Genomic DNA, 17,852 nt, shown 5'->3' with positions numbered 1-17,852 from the left:
ATGAGTTGCTACGTTCAGGTGTTTTCTGATCGTTGTCGTATGTAGCTATGCTGCCCTATATCACCCCTGTTCAGCCCGTTCGACGAATTCGGTACATTATTTTTCTCAAGGATGTATTGATTTTGTCGCTGACCACCTTTGGTGGGCCACAGGTGCATTTTGCAATGATATATGAGCGATTTGTGAAAAAACGGCGATACCTGACAGAGTCAGAGTTGATCGAACTGAATGCGCTTTGTCAGATTTTGCCCGGTCCTACGTCTACACAGACCATAACGGCTGTTGGTTTTAAGATCGGAGGCCCCAATCTGGCGTACGTTACCTTGTTAATTTGGGTATTGCCGGCTGTTTGTATTATGACGGCAGTGGGCATCGGGATGTATTACCTGGAGCAACAAAACTTATCGTTACGTTTTGCCCGGTTTATTCCACCGATGGCGGTAGGCTTTCTGATTGTTGCTGGCTACCGCATTGGTCAAAAAGTAATAAAAAACCAGGTCAGTCTGGCTCTGGCTATCACGGCGGCATTAGTTGCCTATGTATTTCGGTCGCCCGTCATGACGCCAATTGTTATCGTTGCCGGAGGCTTAACTACAGCCCTGACGTACGAGAAACAGGAGAAGATGGAAAAAAAGCCCCTGCAGGTGCAGTGGGCTAATTTTTTTCTATGGTTGGGCGTATTAATAGGTGCAGCGGGACTAGGCGCAGTTACACAATCATTACCAGTACGTTTGTTCGAAAATTTTTACCGAAACGGTAGCCTGGTTTTTGGGGGAGGACAAGTACTCACCCCCATGCTATATAATGAGTTTGTGGCGTTTAAGCATTATCTGAGCCGCGAAGAATTTCTATCCGGTTTAGGGATTGTACAGGCGTTGCCGGGGCCTGTGTTTGCCTTTGCGTCCTATATTGGTGCATTATCCATGCGCGATCAGGGGCTGTCTGGTCAGTTTTGGGGAAGCTTTGTGTCGACAGCAGGGATTTTTCTGCCTGGGACGTTCCTTATCTTCTTCGTATATCGCTTTTGGGAGCAATTGAAGCGCTATCGTGTTGTCAGAGCGTCTTTGGATGGCGTAAACGCTGCCAGTACAGGATTAACCGCAGCGGCAGCGATTGCCCTTTTTCAACCGATGATTCCGCATTGGCCTTCCGTCGCTGTAGTATTGATAACAATTGGTTTGTTGCTTTATACTAAAGTTCCGCCTTTTGCCATCGTGCTGGGTGGTTTAGTAGCGGGTATATTTCTGTGAAGCAACTGCTACGTTAACTCAAATTGAGTACTGAAATTACTTCTTGATCGTATTCCAGCCATTCGGCTCGTATATTTGTCTGATTATCACTAGGGAGATTTAACGAGCGCAATGGGTTATCGGATAATTGGTATTTTTCTTAGTTGCTTTCCTATTATTTTCTGGGGGTGTGGGACAAAGGATGTATTTCCGCAATACGAAAAAATAGCCTGTATCGGAACCAGTATAACAGACGGATACGTACTGCCAGTGGAGCAAACGTACCCATATCAATTGCAAAACCTGGTCGATTCTGGGGATAAGGTATTGAACTATGGAGTGGGGGGGACTACTTTATTGAAAAAAGGAGATAGTCCGTATTGGAGTGCAGAGAAATATCAGTTTGCTCTTCAATGGAAACCAACGGTTGTAGTTATTGAGTTCGGAACCAATGACTCAAAAAAGCAAAACTGGCAATATAAGAGTGATTTTAAGAGCGATTATATGGCGATGATCCAGTCGTTTCGATCATTATCTAGTTCGCCCAAGGTTTTTATCTGTATTCCTCCTCCTGCCTTTAGTAAGAATTTCGATGTCGATTCTGCCGTCGTAAGAAAGGAAATAATTCCCCTAGTTTACGAAATTGCGAAGGAAGCGAATGCCCCCGTTATTGATCTATATGATTTGATGCTGCCAAAAAGCTCGGAATTTATCGACGGTATCCATCCTACAGCCGCTGGTGCGGCAACTATAGCAAAGGAAGTGCACAAGATTATTTCAGTTGAATAGTCCGGCACATTCCTTTGGGTTCCCTTCCTTTCAGCGTGTTACCTGTATTCTGGCTGCTTCTCTACTGAATTAATAATATGGGAGAGCGTTTCCCGCTGCTGGGTTTCATTTAGTGCTGGGAGAGCATTCAGTTGCTCTTTAATTGCTTTCCATTCGGGTAAAGACAACACGATCGCTTCGGCCTGGAACTGCACTGAATCACCTAAATCGATTTGTTCCACAGGCAGCGGTTCGAGGAGTGCTTTTGCGAACTCCGATTTAAGTCGATCTTTTGCGTACGGAACCGGATCGAGATTCGCTTCCTTAAGTATTTGCTTCGTGTAATTTTTCGTTTTCTGCCACAGCATGATTCGTAACCAGGTTTTGTTGTCAGGAAATATATAACCCTATTTAGCTCTTTATAAGGCTCAAAATGGATTTCGGGTCGAAAATCGCAAAGTAAAGTCAAATTTCTGCTAAAAATTACTACTTTTGTGCCCGGTTAAATCAGACATGGCAGAAACTATGACTGTTATCACTTGACAGAGTGGGTAGTTTTAGGATCTGTATAAGTCTGTTTTACCTAACTAGAGAGGTGTCCGAGTGGTTGAAGGAGCACGCCTGGAAAGTGTGTATACGGGCAACCGTATCGAGGGTTCGAATCCCTTCCTCTCTGCATAGAATTAGCGTAATGTATTGCTGGTCAATGCGTTACGCTTTTTTGTTGCGTGCTATATTGCTAGGGAACTATATTAGCTGATCAATAAGCAAACCGAACCGGGTAATTTATTTATATCAATAGTAAACATTATTTGTTTTTATGTTTACTGAACAGTTAGCCGAAGCTAGGTGTTATAGCGCCGACAAGAATAGAGGAGAATGGTTATTTTAATACGTAACTAGTGGAATTTTAGCCCAATACAACGCTTATATGAAAACCGCTATACCCCATCCAGACGAGACGAATCGGTTAGTTGCCCTTAAAAGCTATGATATTCTTGATTCTATACCTGAACAGGAGTATGACGAAATTACGCAACTTGCTTCCGAACTTTGCCAGACTCCTATTTCACTAATCAGTCTTATTGACGACAAACGCCAATGGTTTAAATCTACCCAGGGAATAACAGACAGGGAGACGCCACGCGAATATTCATTTTGTGCGCATGGCATTCTAGATCCTACAGAAATCTTGGTTGTGCCGGATGCCCGGCAGGATGAGCGTTTCATCGGAAATCCATTAGTGCTGGGAGAACCTTATATTGTTTTTTATGCTGGAGCCCCGCTGATGAATAAAGATGGCTATCCATTGGGCTCATTGTGTGTAATTGATAAGTCGCCCAGAGAACTTAGTCAGAGCCAATTGAACGCACTTAAAATCCTGGCTAAACAAGTTGTTAACCTGCTGGAATTGAGAAGGCAGAATAAAGCCCTGGAAACACTGAAGAATTTGCTGGAGCTTCGAAACACAGAATTGGAGAAAATGGCCACTATTGCCCGCCAAAATGTGAAGCCAAACGTTATCCAGCTCCATGATACGGTGCTAGAGGTTGTTACGGAATCCTTGAAACCGAACCCGGAGAAACTTTCTTCATTGCTCAAAGACACCTTGAAAACAGTACGTATCATCGAGGATGGTATAAGTAAAATGCAACACTACGAGTAGGGCAGTCGGTAGGTAAGTAAAGTCACACTTCGCAACATTATCGTCTCTGGTTAATCAGTACCAAACGATGTGGTGCCTTGCAGACAGTAAGATTTTTTTAGCAAATAGATGTGAACAGAATATTTGGCATAATATCTGTAAAGAATATACTTTGTGAATTGATACAGGCTAATCAGTGCAATTGTTTGCATTTTAGTTAATTGTTTTCTGAAAAAGTTGCATTGCCTTATTCTGAAATCTGATCAATATTCACGCACAGAGCTACAGAAACGTTGATCGAGATAAGACCATAATGAAATCAATACAGATCAGTTTATTGGTAATTGCCTGTTTGGGTAGCATGGCTGCCTACGCACAAACTAAGCCTGTTACTACCAAAGAAGCTTCAAGCACAGTAGTTGGCTCTGGCCGGATTAAATCGGGTTATCAAACCTCAATTCAAGGGTGGGTAATTCATGAAGGGGACGTTCTTGAGCTTGGGAAGGCTTCAGGGCCGAGTGCTCAGTTTGCCTTTATATACGAAAATCCCACTAAAGCGCAGTCAGACTATTTAGATGGCAAGGCGTTGTATAGCTACATGAAACCAAAATATGTTGGTAAAAGCGTTGTGGTGGGTAAATTAACCCAGAGTGGAGCCAGAAGGTATCTGTTGAAAATGTGTGCTGAACTGAACGTCAATAATACCGAGATCTTCTGCGCTGACCTGGATAATGCGATTGCTTCTGGTGAAATATTGCCTCCGCCACAATTTCGGTAGAGGATTATTGACTAGAAACGAAGTAATATCGGCTTAGCTATACTACGTTTACAAAACTGGCTCGATCAATAGCTGCTGCGTTGGTCGAGCCAGTTTTTTGTTGATACTTGAAAAAAAGTAAAAATTAACTTGACTCTCCCCTTACGTCATAGCCTAGCTTTGTTGCATAGCCAGTAGCAGATTAGGGCATGAGCCTGATTTCGGTATAAAGACAGACTATACATTGACCTAACATATATTGCTCCATGCCTCTTTATTCGGTTCGTAAAATCGCTCAATTAGCTGGAATTAGTGTACGGACGCTACATCATTATGATCGATTGGGACTGCTAAAACCAGCCATCCGGACCGAATCCAGATATAGAATGTACGGAGAAAAAGAGCTGATTCGGTTGCAGCAGATTCTGTTTTATAAAGAACTTGATTTCTCACTGGCCGATATTGTACAGCTACTGGATAAGCCTGATTTTGACCCCATTGCAGCGTTGACTATACACCGAAATGTGCTTGTTGCTCAACAAAAGCGGTTATCTGTGTTGCTGGATACAATCGACAAAACGATATTGAAATTAAAAGGAGAAGGAAATATGCTAACCGATGAAGAGTTATATGCTGGTTTTCCAAAAGATACAGCGAAAGCATATCGACAGGAAGCAATAGAAAAGTATGGGGACCAGACAGTTGAAGAAAGTGAAAATAAGCTGAAGGCCTTGGGTAAAGTTGGTTTTCAGCAATTAAAAACAGATCAGGAAGATATTGTTAGCCAACTTCTGGCTATGAAATATCTGAACCCTGCATCAACGGAAGTTCAACAACAGATTACTCGGCATTATGCGAATATTCTGGCATTCTGGGGCAATTCTATTCGGAATTGTAGTCCGGTGGAAGCTTATAAGGGACTTGCTCAATTATACATCGACGACCCGCGTTACACTAGTCAGCAGGGTCAGGAAAATCCTGAATTCGCTACGTTCCTATACAAAGCAATGATTTACTTTGTAGATAATCAATTGACGAAGTAAACAAAGCTGTCGTTCCCAATCAGGTGTATGATTCACCTCTACGAACGATGATATGGTTGTTTACATGAATGCTGATGTGCTATACGCTTTACTTATTGACTTAAATGGCAAAATCGGTTCCCATCTATAAAATCGAATCGTTTCCCCGGCATGAACAGCATGCCCTTTTCTACATGACACGACTCGAAAAATTAGTAAAAGAGTTTAAAGGAATCGATGATCCTCATTCACATACATTTTACTTGCTGATGTGGATACGTCAGGGGAGTGGTAGTCATACGATTGACTTTAAGACCTATGAAGTAGCCGCCAATCAGCTGTATTTTTTGACACCAGGACAGGTACACAGTTGGGAACTATCGACTGATATTTTAGGCTATAACCTCTTTTTTGAAGCTAATTTTTTTCGGAGTCGATTTGGCAATCGATTACATCAGTATCCGTTTTATCACTCCCATCAGCAAATGCCGATGCTAACGGCCGCCGATCGGCAGGAGCTGTTTAGCGACTTATTCAGTCATGCATATGAGGAGTATGAACGACAACAGGTTAATCGTGCAGACGTATTTTTGTCATTTTTGCACTTGATTCTGGAGACGGCCAACCGGCTCTATAGCGAACAGTGGCCGGGTTTTGATACACAGCTATTTGACCGGATTCGGCAGTATGAAGAGTTAATTGAAGCCCAGTTTCTAACTGTTCGTGAAGTACGAGAGTATGCCTACCAGATGAGCCTAACGCCCAATTACCTGAATCATATCTGTAAAAAAGTACTGGGTAAAACGGCCAGTCAATTAATTCATGAACGATTAGTAGTAGAAGCCCAGCGTTTACTGACCCATACCAGTCAATCGGTCAAGGAAGTAGCTTTTCAGATCGGGTTTGATGATCCATCTTATTTCGTTCGTTTTTTTCGGAAAAATGCCGGACAAACTCCGGCCGAATTTAGAGACTCTTTAGCGCATCATCGTTGATCTGTACCATGATTAGCTTAGTCTGTCATTCAATAATTGGTTAGCTGCCCTCTATCTTTGTGCTATACAAATAGACTTATAAAAATTAGTCAGTCGACGAGTTCTATAAGCCATAAGACCCCAAAGCCATGTTTTCCGAAAGTCGATTATATAGCATTCCTGTCAATAAATGTCCCCGTTGTCATCAGGGCGATTTTTTTGTTACCCCAAGCGCCTTCAGTCGCCACTTTGATAAAATGCATGAGCGTTGTCCGCATTGCAACGAAAACTTTATGCCCGAGCCTGGTTTTTACTGGGCATCTATGTTCGTAAGCTATGCTTTTTTTACGATCTGGATACTATTAACGTTTTTCATTACAGTAACTTGGCTGGACGTCGATCTTGATTATTATTTGATGGGGCTAGTTCCCAGCCTCTTTATTCTCACTCCGTATTTTTTTCGGATGGCTCGCCGGACATGGCTTACCATTTTTGTTGCGCCTGACCCTCGCTATTTCCATAAATACGAACCGCTTGCCAAGTAAGTGATGTAATGTCTTTCAAACAGGAAAAGCCCCTCCGCGGAGGGGCTTTTCCTGTTTGAAAGACATTACATCGGTAGATCTGGGTTCATGGATTAGAAGCAATCGCTTTCGATGAGCGAATAAGCTGTTTGTCGGAGAATGTTCTGATCCTGCATACCTGACCGTCTGGCCCGTAGCAAACTTCGGCAAAGAAATCGTTGAATTGGTACAGATCGCAAGGGCAGTTATAACTTTCGTAGGATGTAATTTTATGCCCCCATAATTTAAGAGCACCCATCTGAATGGCTAATGGTAGTTTATCATACTTAGTTTGTTCAATAAACATAATCTTTTATTCGTCAATTTCGATAGTAGTGTTTATAGACGAGCAAAAAGTAATAGGTTACTTTCGTAGCCCATAAAAAGTGACTTTTAGCGGGAAGTCAGGATAGAGTAAAGGGCGCTCGTAGATCACCAAACCTCAGTTCTGGTTTATAGACGCAGTAAATTGGTAGATGATGTTTAGTAGGGAGGTCTTAGCATAAGCTAATTCATGCCGTACACCGCTTACTTTTCCTGAAAAACTCGTCTTAACGTAAACACTAAGCAAAAGGGGGGCCAAATTGCTGAATAGTATAAATAAACGTAGTGAAATAGTGCAGCGTATTATTTATTAAGTGTATATAGTTGACTGGTTTAGTAGATTTTAGTAATTTTGGTTAATTATTACGTTACCAGATACATACCTTCCAAATCTACCTTCTTTTGTTACCCAAATCAGTAACGATTTATTTCTATTTTTTGACCATCATAGCCTGTCAGCCTAACTACATTATTTGCTTTGCCAACATCCCAAAAGCTTCTTTTTACGTAAATAGTATAGATTAATTAGTATATAAGGTCATGTTATTTAGTCACACTGACTATGAGCTGACTGGTACGCCATGCCCTAACTGCGGTTATGGACAAACCAGATGGCGATACTGCTCTAATTTTTGTAATAACGGTTATATAGATGACCCCGACGAGACGGATGTTTTATTCCGTAAAATACCTCCTATGCCTTGTCCTGAATGTCGTGGAACAAGTATTGAAGTCTGGTGTCCGTGTTGCATGACAAACATCTCAGGAATAGAGTTACCCGAAGATTGTTATTATGCCTACGAAAAAGCCTGATCAAATTGATCAGGCTTTTTCGTGTATAAAGAAACGATTTTGTTATTGGCTAACCGAGTTTGTGTATAGCTGATTAAAGAGCAATTTAAACGTACCCTGCGCTTGAGCCCGGAAAGTGATTTCGGGTCCGAATGCAAAAAGTTTACCAGCTCCTACGGGTGCCATAAACGCGGCTACGCCATCCCGTAAATACGATTGCCCCCAGGCCCAGCCACTACGTAGTGGTTTGTCCGTTGAAAACCACGCAAGTGGTTTAATAGTACCTTTAGCGATAGCATCGGGTGCAATTTTAAACACGGGGCTGGCGTCGAAATAAACGTCGGTGTATGTTGGCATACCCCAGGTAGCCTGCTGCGTAGAATCGAGCGTTACTTGTAAGATACTGCCAGGGATGTAATACTTCTCACCAGGTAATGGACGCTCTGCGCCGGAATTTGTCATTTCAACCAGCGCGTTTTTCACCGGTAGGTTAAGATGATAAGCCAGATTGGTACTGGTTCCAATGGTCACTACGTTACCGCCTGCTTCCAGGAATTTTTTCAGTTGAGGGATCGATTTCTCGCTTGTGATACGACCTACCCACGGACGATATTCGGCGGGTAATTCTTCGGCTTTGGGTTCGCGGCTCATAAAGAACTCGCTTTCGCCCCGACCGCCTGCATTGCCAGGAGCTGGAATCGCACGGGTCACAAACACAATAACGTCGTATTTCTTTTTCAGATCACCCGCATCGATGTCCTGTGCATAAATTTGTTTGATCGGGAAATGATACTGCTCCATGAGCCAGCGTACCCAGCCTGATGGCATCGATCCTCCATAGGTATCCCAGAGCGCAATACGCATAGGCGCCACTTTTACCAGCGCTCCCGAAGGTCGTTTGGCCAGACTAATAACATCTACGCCCAGCTCTTTCGAGGCTTTGTCCAGGGCGGTCTTGGCTTTGGCTGAAGCCGGAATGAAGAAAGAACCAGATTCAATGGCAGTTTTGGCCGATGCACCAGCTGGTAAACGATAAACCTCAACACCCGACTGAAGCAGATCATTGACGGCAATAAACGAGTTGTTCGCTTTGGCACTTAATACGTAACCCGCCCCCGACGTAGCGTCGATATGACCTTTCGGGGATTGAAGCTCGCCGTAAGGCAGTTTTTTGAATGGACCGTCGAAACCGTCCAGAATGCGATCAAATTTAACGTTCATCTGATAGGCAAGTGTCCAGCCAGCAGCGTCGTAGGGACGTACTGGCGGGCCGCCTGGATACTGGAAGTCGTTCGGGTGATCCTGTGGTTCAAACATATCCAGAATGTGCGGACGGAAAGCCTGATCGGTCTTAACAATGTACGATCCGGCCGGATATTTTTTGCCTGCTACCGTGAAGTCAGCGGTTGCTTCCTGTACTTGTATACCTGTTTTTATCAGTGCATTGATGAATTTGGTGGCGGTGCCAAAATCAGGCTGGTTGGCCGTAACAATAAAGCCTCGTGGATCACGTAGCACCGGCGCTTTCATGATCGTGTCGTAATACTTCTGCGGTACACCACCTCCACGTGGCAGGAAGCCATAAAGATCAGGCGTAGTGCTAGCCGCTGCACCCGGTGTTTTCTTCTGATCGGCCATGAAGGATTGATTAATCGCATCAATGCGTTTCGGCGAAAGCGTCCAGTAATCGTTGCTACCCCGGTCGATGGAGTTTTTACCCATCCGATATATATTGTACAGCACCTCATCGTGGTGACGGGCTGCATAATCCAACGTAGCGTAATTGAGAGAAAGCGAATAATCGATCGATTGTTTGAAGTGCCATTTCTGGGGCGTAACCGGGAATGGAGTATTGCCGTTTGGAATCAGGCGCTGAGGAACAACCGGGATGTTCTCCGGTGTAGGACCACCAATAATTTCGGTCAGCAGACCAATCATATTGTGGAAGTGAGTGGTGGTACGCAAGCCGCCATTATACCAGGTTGAGAAAACTGAACCGCCTAACCGGGTAAAACCTGGCTTATTTTCTGCATTGAGCCGGTTGATCATGGCTGCACCAAGGGCATCGATACCCGTAACCATCATCGGATCAAATACGTAGTTGAACGGATCGCGATAGGGAGGACCTGCCAGCACCGAACCCGCCGGACCACGCTGGTGGTGATTGTACATGATCTGCGGAATCCATTCAACAAACAACTGACGACCAATATTCTGCGATTCTTTCATGTTCATAATGAAGAAGTCGCGGTTGTTGTCGTGACCAACGTATTTCTGGTAAAGCCGGGGCAGATGGTCGAGTGTGCGTTTTTCTGGTTTAGGCTCGCGCATATACCAGTTGCTGACCAGCTCCTGACCATCTGGGTTGGCGTGTGTCAATAGGATCACTACGTTATCCAGAATACGTAGTGTTTCAGGATCTTTTTTGCTGACCAATTGCCAGGCAGTTTCAATCAATTGGTGGGTACCCACTGTTTCGGTAGCGTGGAGGCCACCATCGATCCAGACAATCGCTTTTCCTTCATTGGCCAGTGCGCGGGCCTGTTCTTCCGACAGCCCTTCTGCACGAGCAAGTTTTTGGGAGATTTCTTTAAAGCGATCCAGTTTTTTGATGTTCTCGGGCGAAGACACGATCAGCATATACTGATGACGACCTTCTTCAGTCATGCCAATGTCAACGAGTTTGGTACGGTCAGAGGTAGCCAGCTTTTTAAAGTAAGCTTCGGTCTGCGTGTACGTAGCGAGATGGTAGTCATCGCCAATGTTAAAACCAAAATGTTCTTTGGGTGATGGAAGTGTTTGCGACCACCCACTGACCTGAATCAGTAGTAATAAGGCAGTTGCTAATCGGAAAAATTTGGACATGGTAAATTGAGTTAGTTTAGGGTAATGTGTTTTGGTCTCGCTATTTTTTGTAAGAATAGAATATTTGGAAAAAATAGCATATAGCTACCAGAATATTTCGTAGATATTCTTTTCAAAGTCCAAAAAGGAAAAGAGAGGTTCATTACCGCGTATAAACTTAATTAAGAAATTGGCAGCTTGTTAATTATTGTGCTTCTGGAAAGAATAAAAAAAATACTTAGTACGATTGCCTTCCTATGATAATTACCTATTTGGTGGATGAGTAGGTCTATTGCCAAAATATGCGCTTTAATTTTTAGTCGATGTTCATTAATCAGACGAATATTCTGATAGTTTGCCGCATTTCATGGCAAAAATTTGGGTGTCCATTGTCCTGCACAGCATTTTTAGCCATATTCGCATTTCCCTGTCTATTACGTCTATGTGTAGACAAGTCAACAACTAAGTATAATACCTTAATTTAACACATGAAGAGAAGAAATTTCATTCACCTCTCTGGTATGGGCATGGGGGCATTGCTGGCGGCAGGCATTCCGGCAACCGGTATTCCGGTGCTGGGAGGATCGGTAACGCCAGAACATCTGCTTGAACCTGGGGTGGATGTCGCTACCAAGAAACGCCTGGCCGATATTGCCCTGAATGCGGCTAAGAGCAAAGGCGCTACGTATACCGATGTGCGTATCGGTCGTTATTTGCAGCAGTACGTATTTACGCGTGAAACCCGCGTTCAAAACCTCGTCAATGCGGAATCATTTGGGGTTGGTATTCGGGTAATTGCCAATGGGACCTGGGGTTTTTCGGCTACTAATAACGTAACGCCCGATGGTATTGCCAAATGTGCTGAAACGGCTGTCGCTATTGCCAAAGCCAATGCGAAAATCCAGAAAGAACCCGTTCAGCTAGCTCCTCAAAAGGGTGTGGGAGAGGTGACCTGGAAAACGCCCATTAAAAAGAATGCCTTTGAAGTACCCGTTCAGGAGAAAATAGACCTTCTGATGAAAGTAAACGGCGAAGCCATGAAAAATGGAGCCGCTTTCGTTACGTCTAACCTCTTTTTCATCAACGAACAAAAGTATTTTGCCTCAACCGATGGCTCATACATCGATCAGGATGTGCATCGGATCTGGCCAACATTTACAGTTTCGGCCGTTGACCGTGGCGCCGGTAAGTTTAAAACACGGGATGCGCTCAGCTCGCCAATGGGCATGGGCTACGAATATCTGGAAGGCTTAGCGTCTGAGAAAATTCTGGCACCGAATGGGTTGGTTGGCTATCGGAACTCATACGATATGGTTGAAGATGCGATTCTGGCCGCTAAACAGGCGAAAGAAAAGCTGACCGCCAAATCGGTTCAGCCCGGTAAATACGATCTCGTTCTGGATCCGAACCACCTTGGTCTAACCATTCATGAATCGGTTGGGCACCCACTCGAACTGGATCGTGTGTTGGGGTATGAAGCGAACTACGCTGGTACCAGCTTTGCTACGCTCGACAAATGGAAGACTAAGTCGTTCAATTATGGCAGCAAGTTAGTCAATATCGTTGCCGATAAAACTCAGCCATATACGCTCGGTACGGTTGGTTATGACGACGAAGGGGTTCCGGGCAAGCAGTGGGATCTGATCAAAGATGGTATTCTGGTGAACTACCAGGCTATTCGCGATCAGGTTAAAATTCTGGGCGAAAATGAATCGAATGGCTGCTGCTACGCCGATAACTGGGATTCGATTCAGTTCCAGCGGATGCCGAACGTATCGCTGAAAGCAGGAACCGAAAAACTCTCGGTAGGCGATATGATCAAAGGGGTCGAAAAAGGGATCTATATCATTGGTCGTGGTTCCTATTCGATTGATCAGCAGCGTTATAATTTCCAGTTTGGTGGCCAGCTATTCTATGAAATCAAGAATGGGGCCATTGTTGGGATGATGGACGACGTAGCGTATCAATCGAACACGCAGGAGTTCTGGAATTCATGCGCTCAGCTTTGCGACAAAGACGATTACCGTACATTTGGCTCGTTCTTCGATGGAAAAGGCCAGCCTTCGCAGGTAAGCGCCGTATCGCACGGTTGCCCAACTACTCGTTTCAACAATGTAAACGTTATCAACACGGGAAGAAACATTTAATTAGTTTGTGTCACTCTCCTGGCTGATAATGGTCAGTTGGCGAAGAGAATAGACTGAACTAGTGACCTGAAACTGAAAATCAATCAACATGGCAATCTTATCCAAAGAAGAAGCAAAAAAGATTCTGGACAAGGTGTTATCCTTTTCCAAAGCCGATGAAATGAGCGCCAGCCTGAGTGGAGGACGTACCGGAAACATTCGGTATGCCCGAAACACGGTGTCGACAAGTGGCGAAACTGATAATCTGGGCTTATCGATAACCTCCGTTTTTGGCAAACGGGTCGGATCGGCAACTATCAACGAGTTTGACGATGCGTCGTTGGAAAAAACGGTTCGTCGGGCCGAAGAAATTGCCCGATTAGCGCCCGAAAACCCAGAATATATGCCTATGTTGGGTCCACAGAAGTATCTGGATACCCCAACCTACAGTGAAAAAACTGCGCAGATTAACCCCGATTACCGGGCGCAGGCCGCTTTTGATAGTATCGATCCCTGTGCTAAAAAAGACCTGACGGCTGCTGGTTATCTGGAAGATACAACGGGCTTTACGGCTATTGCGACCAGCAAAGGCTTATTCGGCTATAATCGGGCAACGTCAGTTGATTTTTCGGTTACAACCCGCACCGCCGACGGTACTGGTTCTGGATACATAGCGCGCGACTTTAATGACGTATCAAAATTAAATTCGAAGGCATTTACTGAGATTGCCATGCAGAAAGCGCTGGCCTCGAAAAATGCGCGTGCCCTGGAACCTGGAAAGTATACCGTTATTCTTGAACCTACGGCGGCTGGCGATCTGCTTCGTTTCAACATGGATGCGCGTACAGCCGATGAAGGACGTAGCTTCCTGTCGAAAAAAGGCGGTGGTACGCGGCTGGGCGAAAAGCTGTTCGATGAGCGCGTAACGATTTATTCTGATCCGATGAACCCCGACGCACCTGGTTCTCCATTCATTGGTGGTGGCGGTGGCCGTGGGGGCGGTGGTGGTGGTTTTGGTGGCGGTGCCGGTGTAGATGGTCGCCCGAATGAAAAAATCGTATGGGTCGAAAACGGGATCGTTAAGAACCTGAGCTACTCACGCTATTGGGCCGACAAAAAAGGCGTAAAACCGACACCCGGCTCGTTTGGAATTATTATCCAGGGTGGCAACCAGTCATTAGCTGATTTGATCAAAAGTACAGATAAAGGTATTCTGGTGACGCGTTTCTGGTATATCCGGATGGTTGATCCTCAAACGCTGGTCCAGACGGGCCTTACCCGCGACGGGACGTTCTACATTGAAAACGGTCAGATCAAGTTCCCGGTGAAGAATTTCCGTTTCAACGAGAGCCCGGTAATCATGCTCAATAACGTTGAAGCTATGGGAACTCCCCAGCGGGTTAATAACAGCATGATTCCACCCATGAAAATTCGTGACTTTACATTCACCAGTTTGTCTGACGCGGTATAAGCTTAGTTTATTACGTAGTAGAAGCCATCGGTACGTTTGCCGATGGCTTCCTTGTTTTATACGTATCGTGTTTCAGGAAAAACGTCATGGCTGAGCCATCTATGAGCTTTTTTCGTCCCATTTTTCGATTGGTTCATCCCATTTTTTCATAGAGCTTCGGCGAGTGAGCTATTCTTGTCGCAGGTTGGCTGCCCCAACTTCTGGAAACTCTGTAATCAACTGACTCATGATCGGAAGCTACATTAAAACGGCGAGACGCAACCTGATGAAAAACAAGCTGTTTTCATTCATCAATATGGCTGGCCTTGCCCTCAGCATGTCTGTTGGTCTGCTACTGATTGCCTTCCTGTTCGACCTGCGTTCCTACGATAGGTTCCATACGGATGGTGACAGGATCTATCGCATTAGCAGCGTAGCGACGTTCAGAGGTGAGCGAAGTAAAACGCAACCCGTCAGCAAGTTTGCCACCACATCGATAAAAGCGGGTAAGCTTATTAGCCAGAAGGTGAAAGGCATTGACGAGGTGGCTATTCTACGTAATGATTTTTCGCAGGATGCAACGGTTGGGAGCAATACGTTTCCTATTAAGGGATTCTGGGCGGAACCATCCTTTTTCAGAGTCTTTACATTTCCGATGCTGGAAGGCAACCCCAAAACGGTATTGCATGATCCTTACTCGATTGTTCTGACGGAAACCTCTGCCCGAAAACTCTTCGGTAGTGAACAGGCACTGGGCAAAGCGATCCGATTCGATACGCTTTCCTATCGGGTGACTGGCGTAATGAAGGACATTCCTTTTTTCTCGCACATTCATTTTGATGCGCTGGTATCACTATCGACGGCGGAGCAACTTCATAAAAACGACAGCGATTTTCAGAAATGGACTAGCATGTCGTCGAACACGGTATACCTCCGCCTGTCTCCAACGGTCGATATGACCTCTATCCAGTCGCAGCTCGATGCTATTGCCACACAGGAAAATCGCGCTGAAGAAAATTCGCAGATCCAACTTGAGCTATTACCATTATACAAGATTGTGGTTGGCGAGAAGTTTAGTCCGTCGGAGGGAGGGCCTGGGTCGGAGAGTCCTCATATGTCTCCACGTGTCCTTTGGATACTCATTGGCCTTGCCCTCGTGGTGATTTTATCGGCGTGTTTCAACTATACCAATCTTTCGATGGCGCGAGCCATGCGTCGCTTTAAAGAAATCGGCCTTCGCAAAGCGATTGGAGCAGAAAAAGGGCAGATACGGCAACAATTTCTGGCGGAATCGATTCTGATCTCACTGGCTGCTCTTGGTTTGGCAATCGTTATGTTTCTGGTCCTGCGGCCAGTGCTGATCAGTCTGGCCCCGGAGATGCAACAAATGGTGAAGCTTCAACTCACTCCGGCTATGATCATGACCTTTGTCGTCTTTGCATTGATTATGGGGGCTATGGCTGGCTTTATGCCTGCTCTGTTTTTTTCGAAAATCAATACGATTAGTGCGCTTAGAACTATGTCAGCCCCGTCGCACCAGCCGTTGACAGTATTTAAACACCTGACTCTCCGCCGAACGTTAGTGGTGGTTCAATATACGCTTACCCTGATTTTTATCACAACCACCGCCATAGGCTATGTGCAGTATAAAAGCATACTGGCATTCGATCTGGGATTCAATACCGAAAACATTCTGAATATTAATATGCAGGGTAATAAATCGGATGTGTTTCTGAAGAAACTCAGCGAGATACCCGGCGTGACCGCTTTGTCCCGATCATTAATCGTCACCAGTGTTGGAAATGCCTGGGGCGGCTACATGAAATACAACGATTCGCGTGATTCGGTCTTGGTGATGACTAACCACGTTGATGAAAACTACCTGCCGCTGCATCAATATAAACTTGCTGCGGGAGGAAACTTTATGGCGCGGCCCACTACGGCTAAAGCCGCTACGGAGGTGATTGTTAACCAGCAACTTATGAAACGATTTAATATAGGCAACAACGATCCTGAGAAAGCTGTTGGGCAGCAAATCACGTTTAATAATCTCCAGGGGACCCGCAAAATGACCATTGTTGGTGTCATCAAAGACTTTCACTACGGCAAGATCGACAATCTGATCGGCCCGGTAGCCTTCATGCACTGGACACCCGAAGATCGGGCCGTGATTAATGCTAAAATACACAGCACGAACCTGCTGGCTACCAGGGCGAGGATTGAGTCAGCCTGGAAAGAGATTGATTCTGTTCACCCATTTCAGGCTGAATTCTATGAAGAAGCTATAGAAGAAGCTTATAGCGAGTACTCAACCTTACTCAAAATCATTGGATTTCTGTCTTTTCTCGCTATTTCTATTGCATCGATGGGTTTGTTTGGCATGGTAGCTTACACCACAGAAACCCGACTGAAGGAGATTGGTGTTCGTAAAGTTTTGGGTGCCAGCTCCGGTAATCTTGTCTACTTATTAAGCCGTGGGTTTTTCATACAACTGTCGATAGCAGCGCTCATAGCGTTACCGATAACGTACCTTTTTTTCGATAACGTTGTCCTGGCCAATTTCCCGTATCATACACCCGTGCGGGTTGCTGAATTGTTTGTTGGTTTAATGGCGGTCTTGTTCATTGCTATCATCCTGATCGGGTCGCAGACAATGAAGGCGGCTAAGAGTAATCCAGTAGACGTATTAAAGAGCGAGTGAGCGAATAGGAAATGCCAACTGCCATTACTGTTAAACTAGAACAGGAATGTTTACGCATTACTTAATAGCTTTGGTCAATGGAAGAACTGATCACTTATTTGCTCCAGTTTGGGTATATAAACGCTCATCAGCAGGAGCTAATTCGATCAAAGGCCAACATCAGAACTGTGGCCAAAGGAGCGTACTTTGCCGAAGCAGGAAAAGTGTCGACCCAGATCGGATACGTAACGGACGGGATTTTGCGGGTCTGTTACTACGATAAACTAGGCGACAGTTTCACCCGGTATTTTGTGTATGAAAATCGGTTTGTGGTAGACATCAACAGTTTTCGGGATGAAATTCCTTCCGCCGAATACATTGAAGCCATTACGGATTGTCGGCTTCTGGTTTTTTCCAAAGAAGACTTTTCGCTGCTTTCTGCTCGCATCCCTGGCTGGGACGATATATTCGTTAAAATTACATCCTACGTACTGGAAAATAAGTTGAAGTTTACCAGTAATATGCTGGTACAGGATGCTCAAAAAAGATACCTGAATTTTCTAGACCATTATCCGGGGCTGGCCAATCGTGTTCCGCTCAATATGCTGGCTTCGTATCTGGGGATTACCCCATCCTCGCTTAGCAGAATACGGAAAAATATACTCTAACCGTATTTCT

Annotated in this window: 14 protein-coding genes and 1 tRNA gene; 12 read left to right on the top strand and 3 right to left on the bottom strand. The window is 44.9% G+C overall.

Annotated features, from left to right (window positions below; all coding sequences use genetic code 11):
• The first annotated feature begins 47 nt into the window (after positions 1 to 47).
• A complete protein-coding gene (gene chrA, locus GK108_RS11125) occupies positions 48 to 1,250 on the top strand; it encodes a chromate efflux transporter (RefSeq protein ID WP_163947424.1) in 1,203 nt (400 codons plus the stop codon).
• 111 nt (positions 1,251 to 1,361) lie between these two features.
• Entirely contained in the window at positions 1,362 to 2,018 is a 657-nt protein-coding gene (locus GK108_RS11120; protein WP_163947421.1) for a GDSL-type esterase/lipase family protein, read from the top strand.
• A gap of 38 nt (positions 2,019 to 2,056) precedes the next feature.
• Here the strand turns inward: GK108_RS11120 and GK108_RS11115 are convergent, their stop codons facing one another.
• On the bottom strand, positions 2,057 to 2,365 hold the full coding sequence (locus GK108_RS11115) for a hypothetical protein (RefSeq protein WP_163947418.1): 309 nt from the start codon (positions 2,363 to 2,365) through the stop codon (positions 2,057 to 2,059).
• 221 nt (positions 2,366 to 2,586) lie between these two features.
• On the opposite strand from GK108_RS11115, the gene GK108_RS11110 reads away from it, so the two are divergent.
• The 6 genes from GK108_RS11110 (at position 2,587) to GK108_RS11085 (ending at position 6,940) form a co-directional block, all read left to right on the top strand.
• A tRNA-Ser gene (locus tag GK108_RS11110) sits at positions 2,587 to 2,673 on the top strand.
• A 255-nt stretch (positions 2,674 to 2,928) separates the two neighbouring features.
• Positions 2,929 to 3,663: a GAF domain-containing protein gene (locus GK108_RS11105; RefSeq protein ID WP_163947415.1), complete on the top strand. Its 735-nt coding sequence runs from the start codon at positions 2,929 to 2,931 to the stop codon at positions 3,661 to 3,663.
• Between the two features lie 292 nt (positions 3,664 to 3,955).
• On the top strand, positions 3,956 to 4,420 hold the full coding sequence (locus GK108_RS11100) for a hypothetical protein (RefSeq protein WP_163947412.1): 465 nt from the start codon (positions 3,956 to 3,958) through the stop codon (positions 4,418 to 4,420).
• A gap of 245 nt (positions 4,421 to 4,665) precedes the next feature.
• Positions 4,666 to 5,442 carry a MerR family transcriptional regulator gene (locus GK108_RS11095; protein WP_163947408.1) on the top strand — a complete coding sequence of 259 codons (777 nt, stop codon included), beginning with the start codon at positions 4,666 to 4,668 and terminating at the stop codon, positions 5,440 to 5,442.
• A gap of 104 nt (positions 5,443 to 5,546) precedes the next feature.
• A complete protein-coding gene (locus GK108_RS11090) occupies positions 5,547 to 6,416 on the top strand; it encodes a helix-turn-helix domain-containing protein (RefSeq protein WP_163947403.1) in 870 nt (289 codons plus the stop codon).
• Positions 6,417 to 6,544: 128 nt separating this feature from the next.
• The gene (locus GK108_RS11085) at positions 6,545 to 6,940 is read left to right on the top strand and encodes a DUF983 domain-containing protein (protein ID WP_163947397.1); all 396 of its coding nucleotides are present in this window, start codon (positions 6,545 to 6,547) and stop codon (positions 6,938 to 6,940) included.
• An 85-nt stretch (positions 6,941 to 7,025) separates the two neighbouring features.
• On the opposite strand, the gene GK108_RS11080 is transcribed toward GK108_RS11085, so the two are convergent.
• A complete protein-coding gene (locus tag GK108_RS11080; protein WP_163947394.1) occupies positions 7,026 to 7,265 on the bottom strand; it encodes a hypothetical protein in 240 nt (79 codons plus the stop codon).
• An 872-nt stretch (positions 7,266 to 8,137) separates the two neighbouring features.
• Entirely contained in the window at positions 8,138 to 10,939 is a 2,802-nt protein-coding gene (locus tag GK108_RS11075) for a M14 family metallopeptidase (protein WP_163947391.1), read from the bottom strand.
• Between the two features lie 467 nt (positions 10,940 to 11,406).
• On the opposite strand from GK108_RS11075, the gene GK108_RS11070 reads away from it, so the two are divergent.
• The 4 genes from GK108_RS11070 (at position 11,407) to GK108_RS11055 (ending at position 17,842) form a co-directional block, all read left to right on the top strand.
• On the top strand, positions 11,407 to 13,065 hold the full coding sequence (locus GK108_RS11070; RefSeq protein WP_163947389.1) for a TldD/PmbA family protein: 1,659 nt from the start codon (positions 11,407 to 11,409) through the stop codon (positions 13,063 to 13,065).
• Between the two features lie 88 nt (positions 13,066 to 13,153).
• Positions 13,154 to 14,515, top strand: coding sequence for a TldD/PmbA family protein (locus GK108_RS11065; protein WP_163947387.1), 1,362 nt, complete (start codon positions 13,154 to 13,156; stop codon positions 14,513 to 14,515).
• 226 nt (positions 14,516 to 14,741) lie between these two features.
• Positions 14,742 to 17,195: an ABC transporter permease gene (locus GK108_RS11060; protein WP_163947385.1), complete on the top strand. Its 2,454-nt coding sequence runs from the start codon at positions 14,742 to 14,744 to the stop codon at positions 17,193 to 17,195.
• 77 nt (positions 17,196 to 17,272) lie between these two features.
• Positions 17,273 to 17,842 (top strand): Crp/Fnr family transcriptional regulator, encoded by a 570-nt coding sequence (locus GK108_RS11055; protein WP_163947383.1) that lies wholly within the window; start codon positions 17,273 to 17,275, stop codon positions 17,840 to 17,842.
• Positions 17,843 to 17,852: the final 10 nt, after the last annotated feature.

The organism is Spirosoma terrae, assembly GCF_010435915.1.
Taxonomy (GTDB): Bacteria; Bacteroidota; Bacteroidia; order Cytophagales; family Spirosomataceae; genus Spirosoma; species Spirosoma terrae.
Note: the sequence above shows the minus strand (reverse complement) of the source record. Positions and strands in the feature narration are given on the sequence as shown.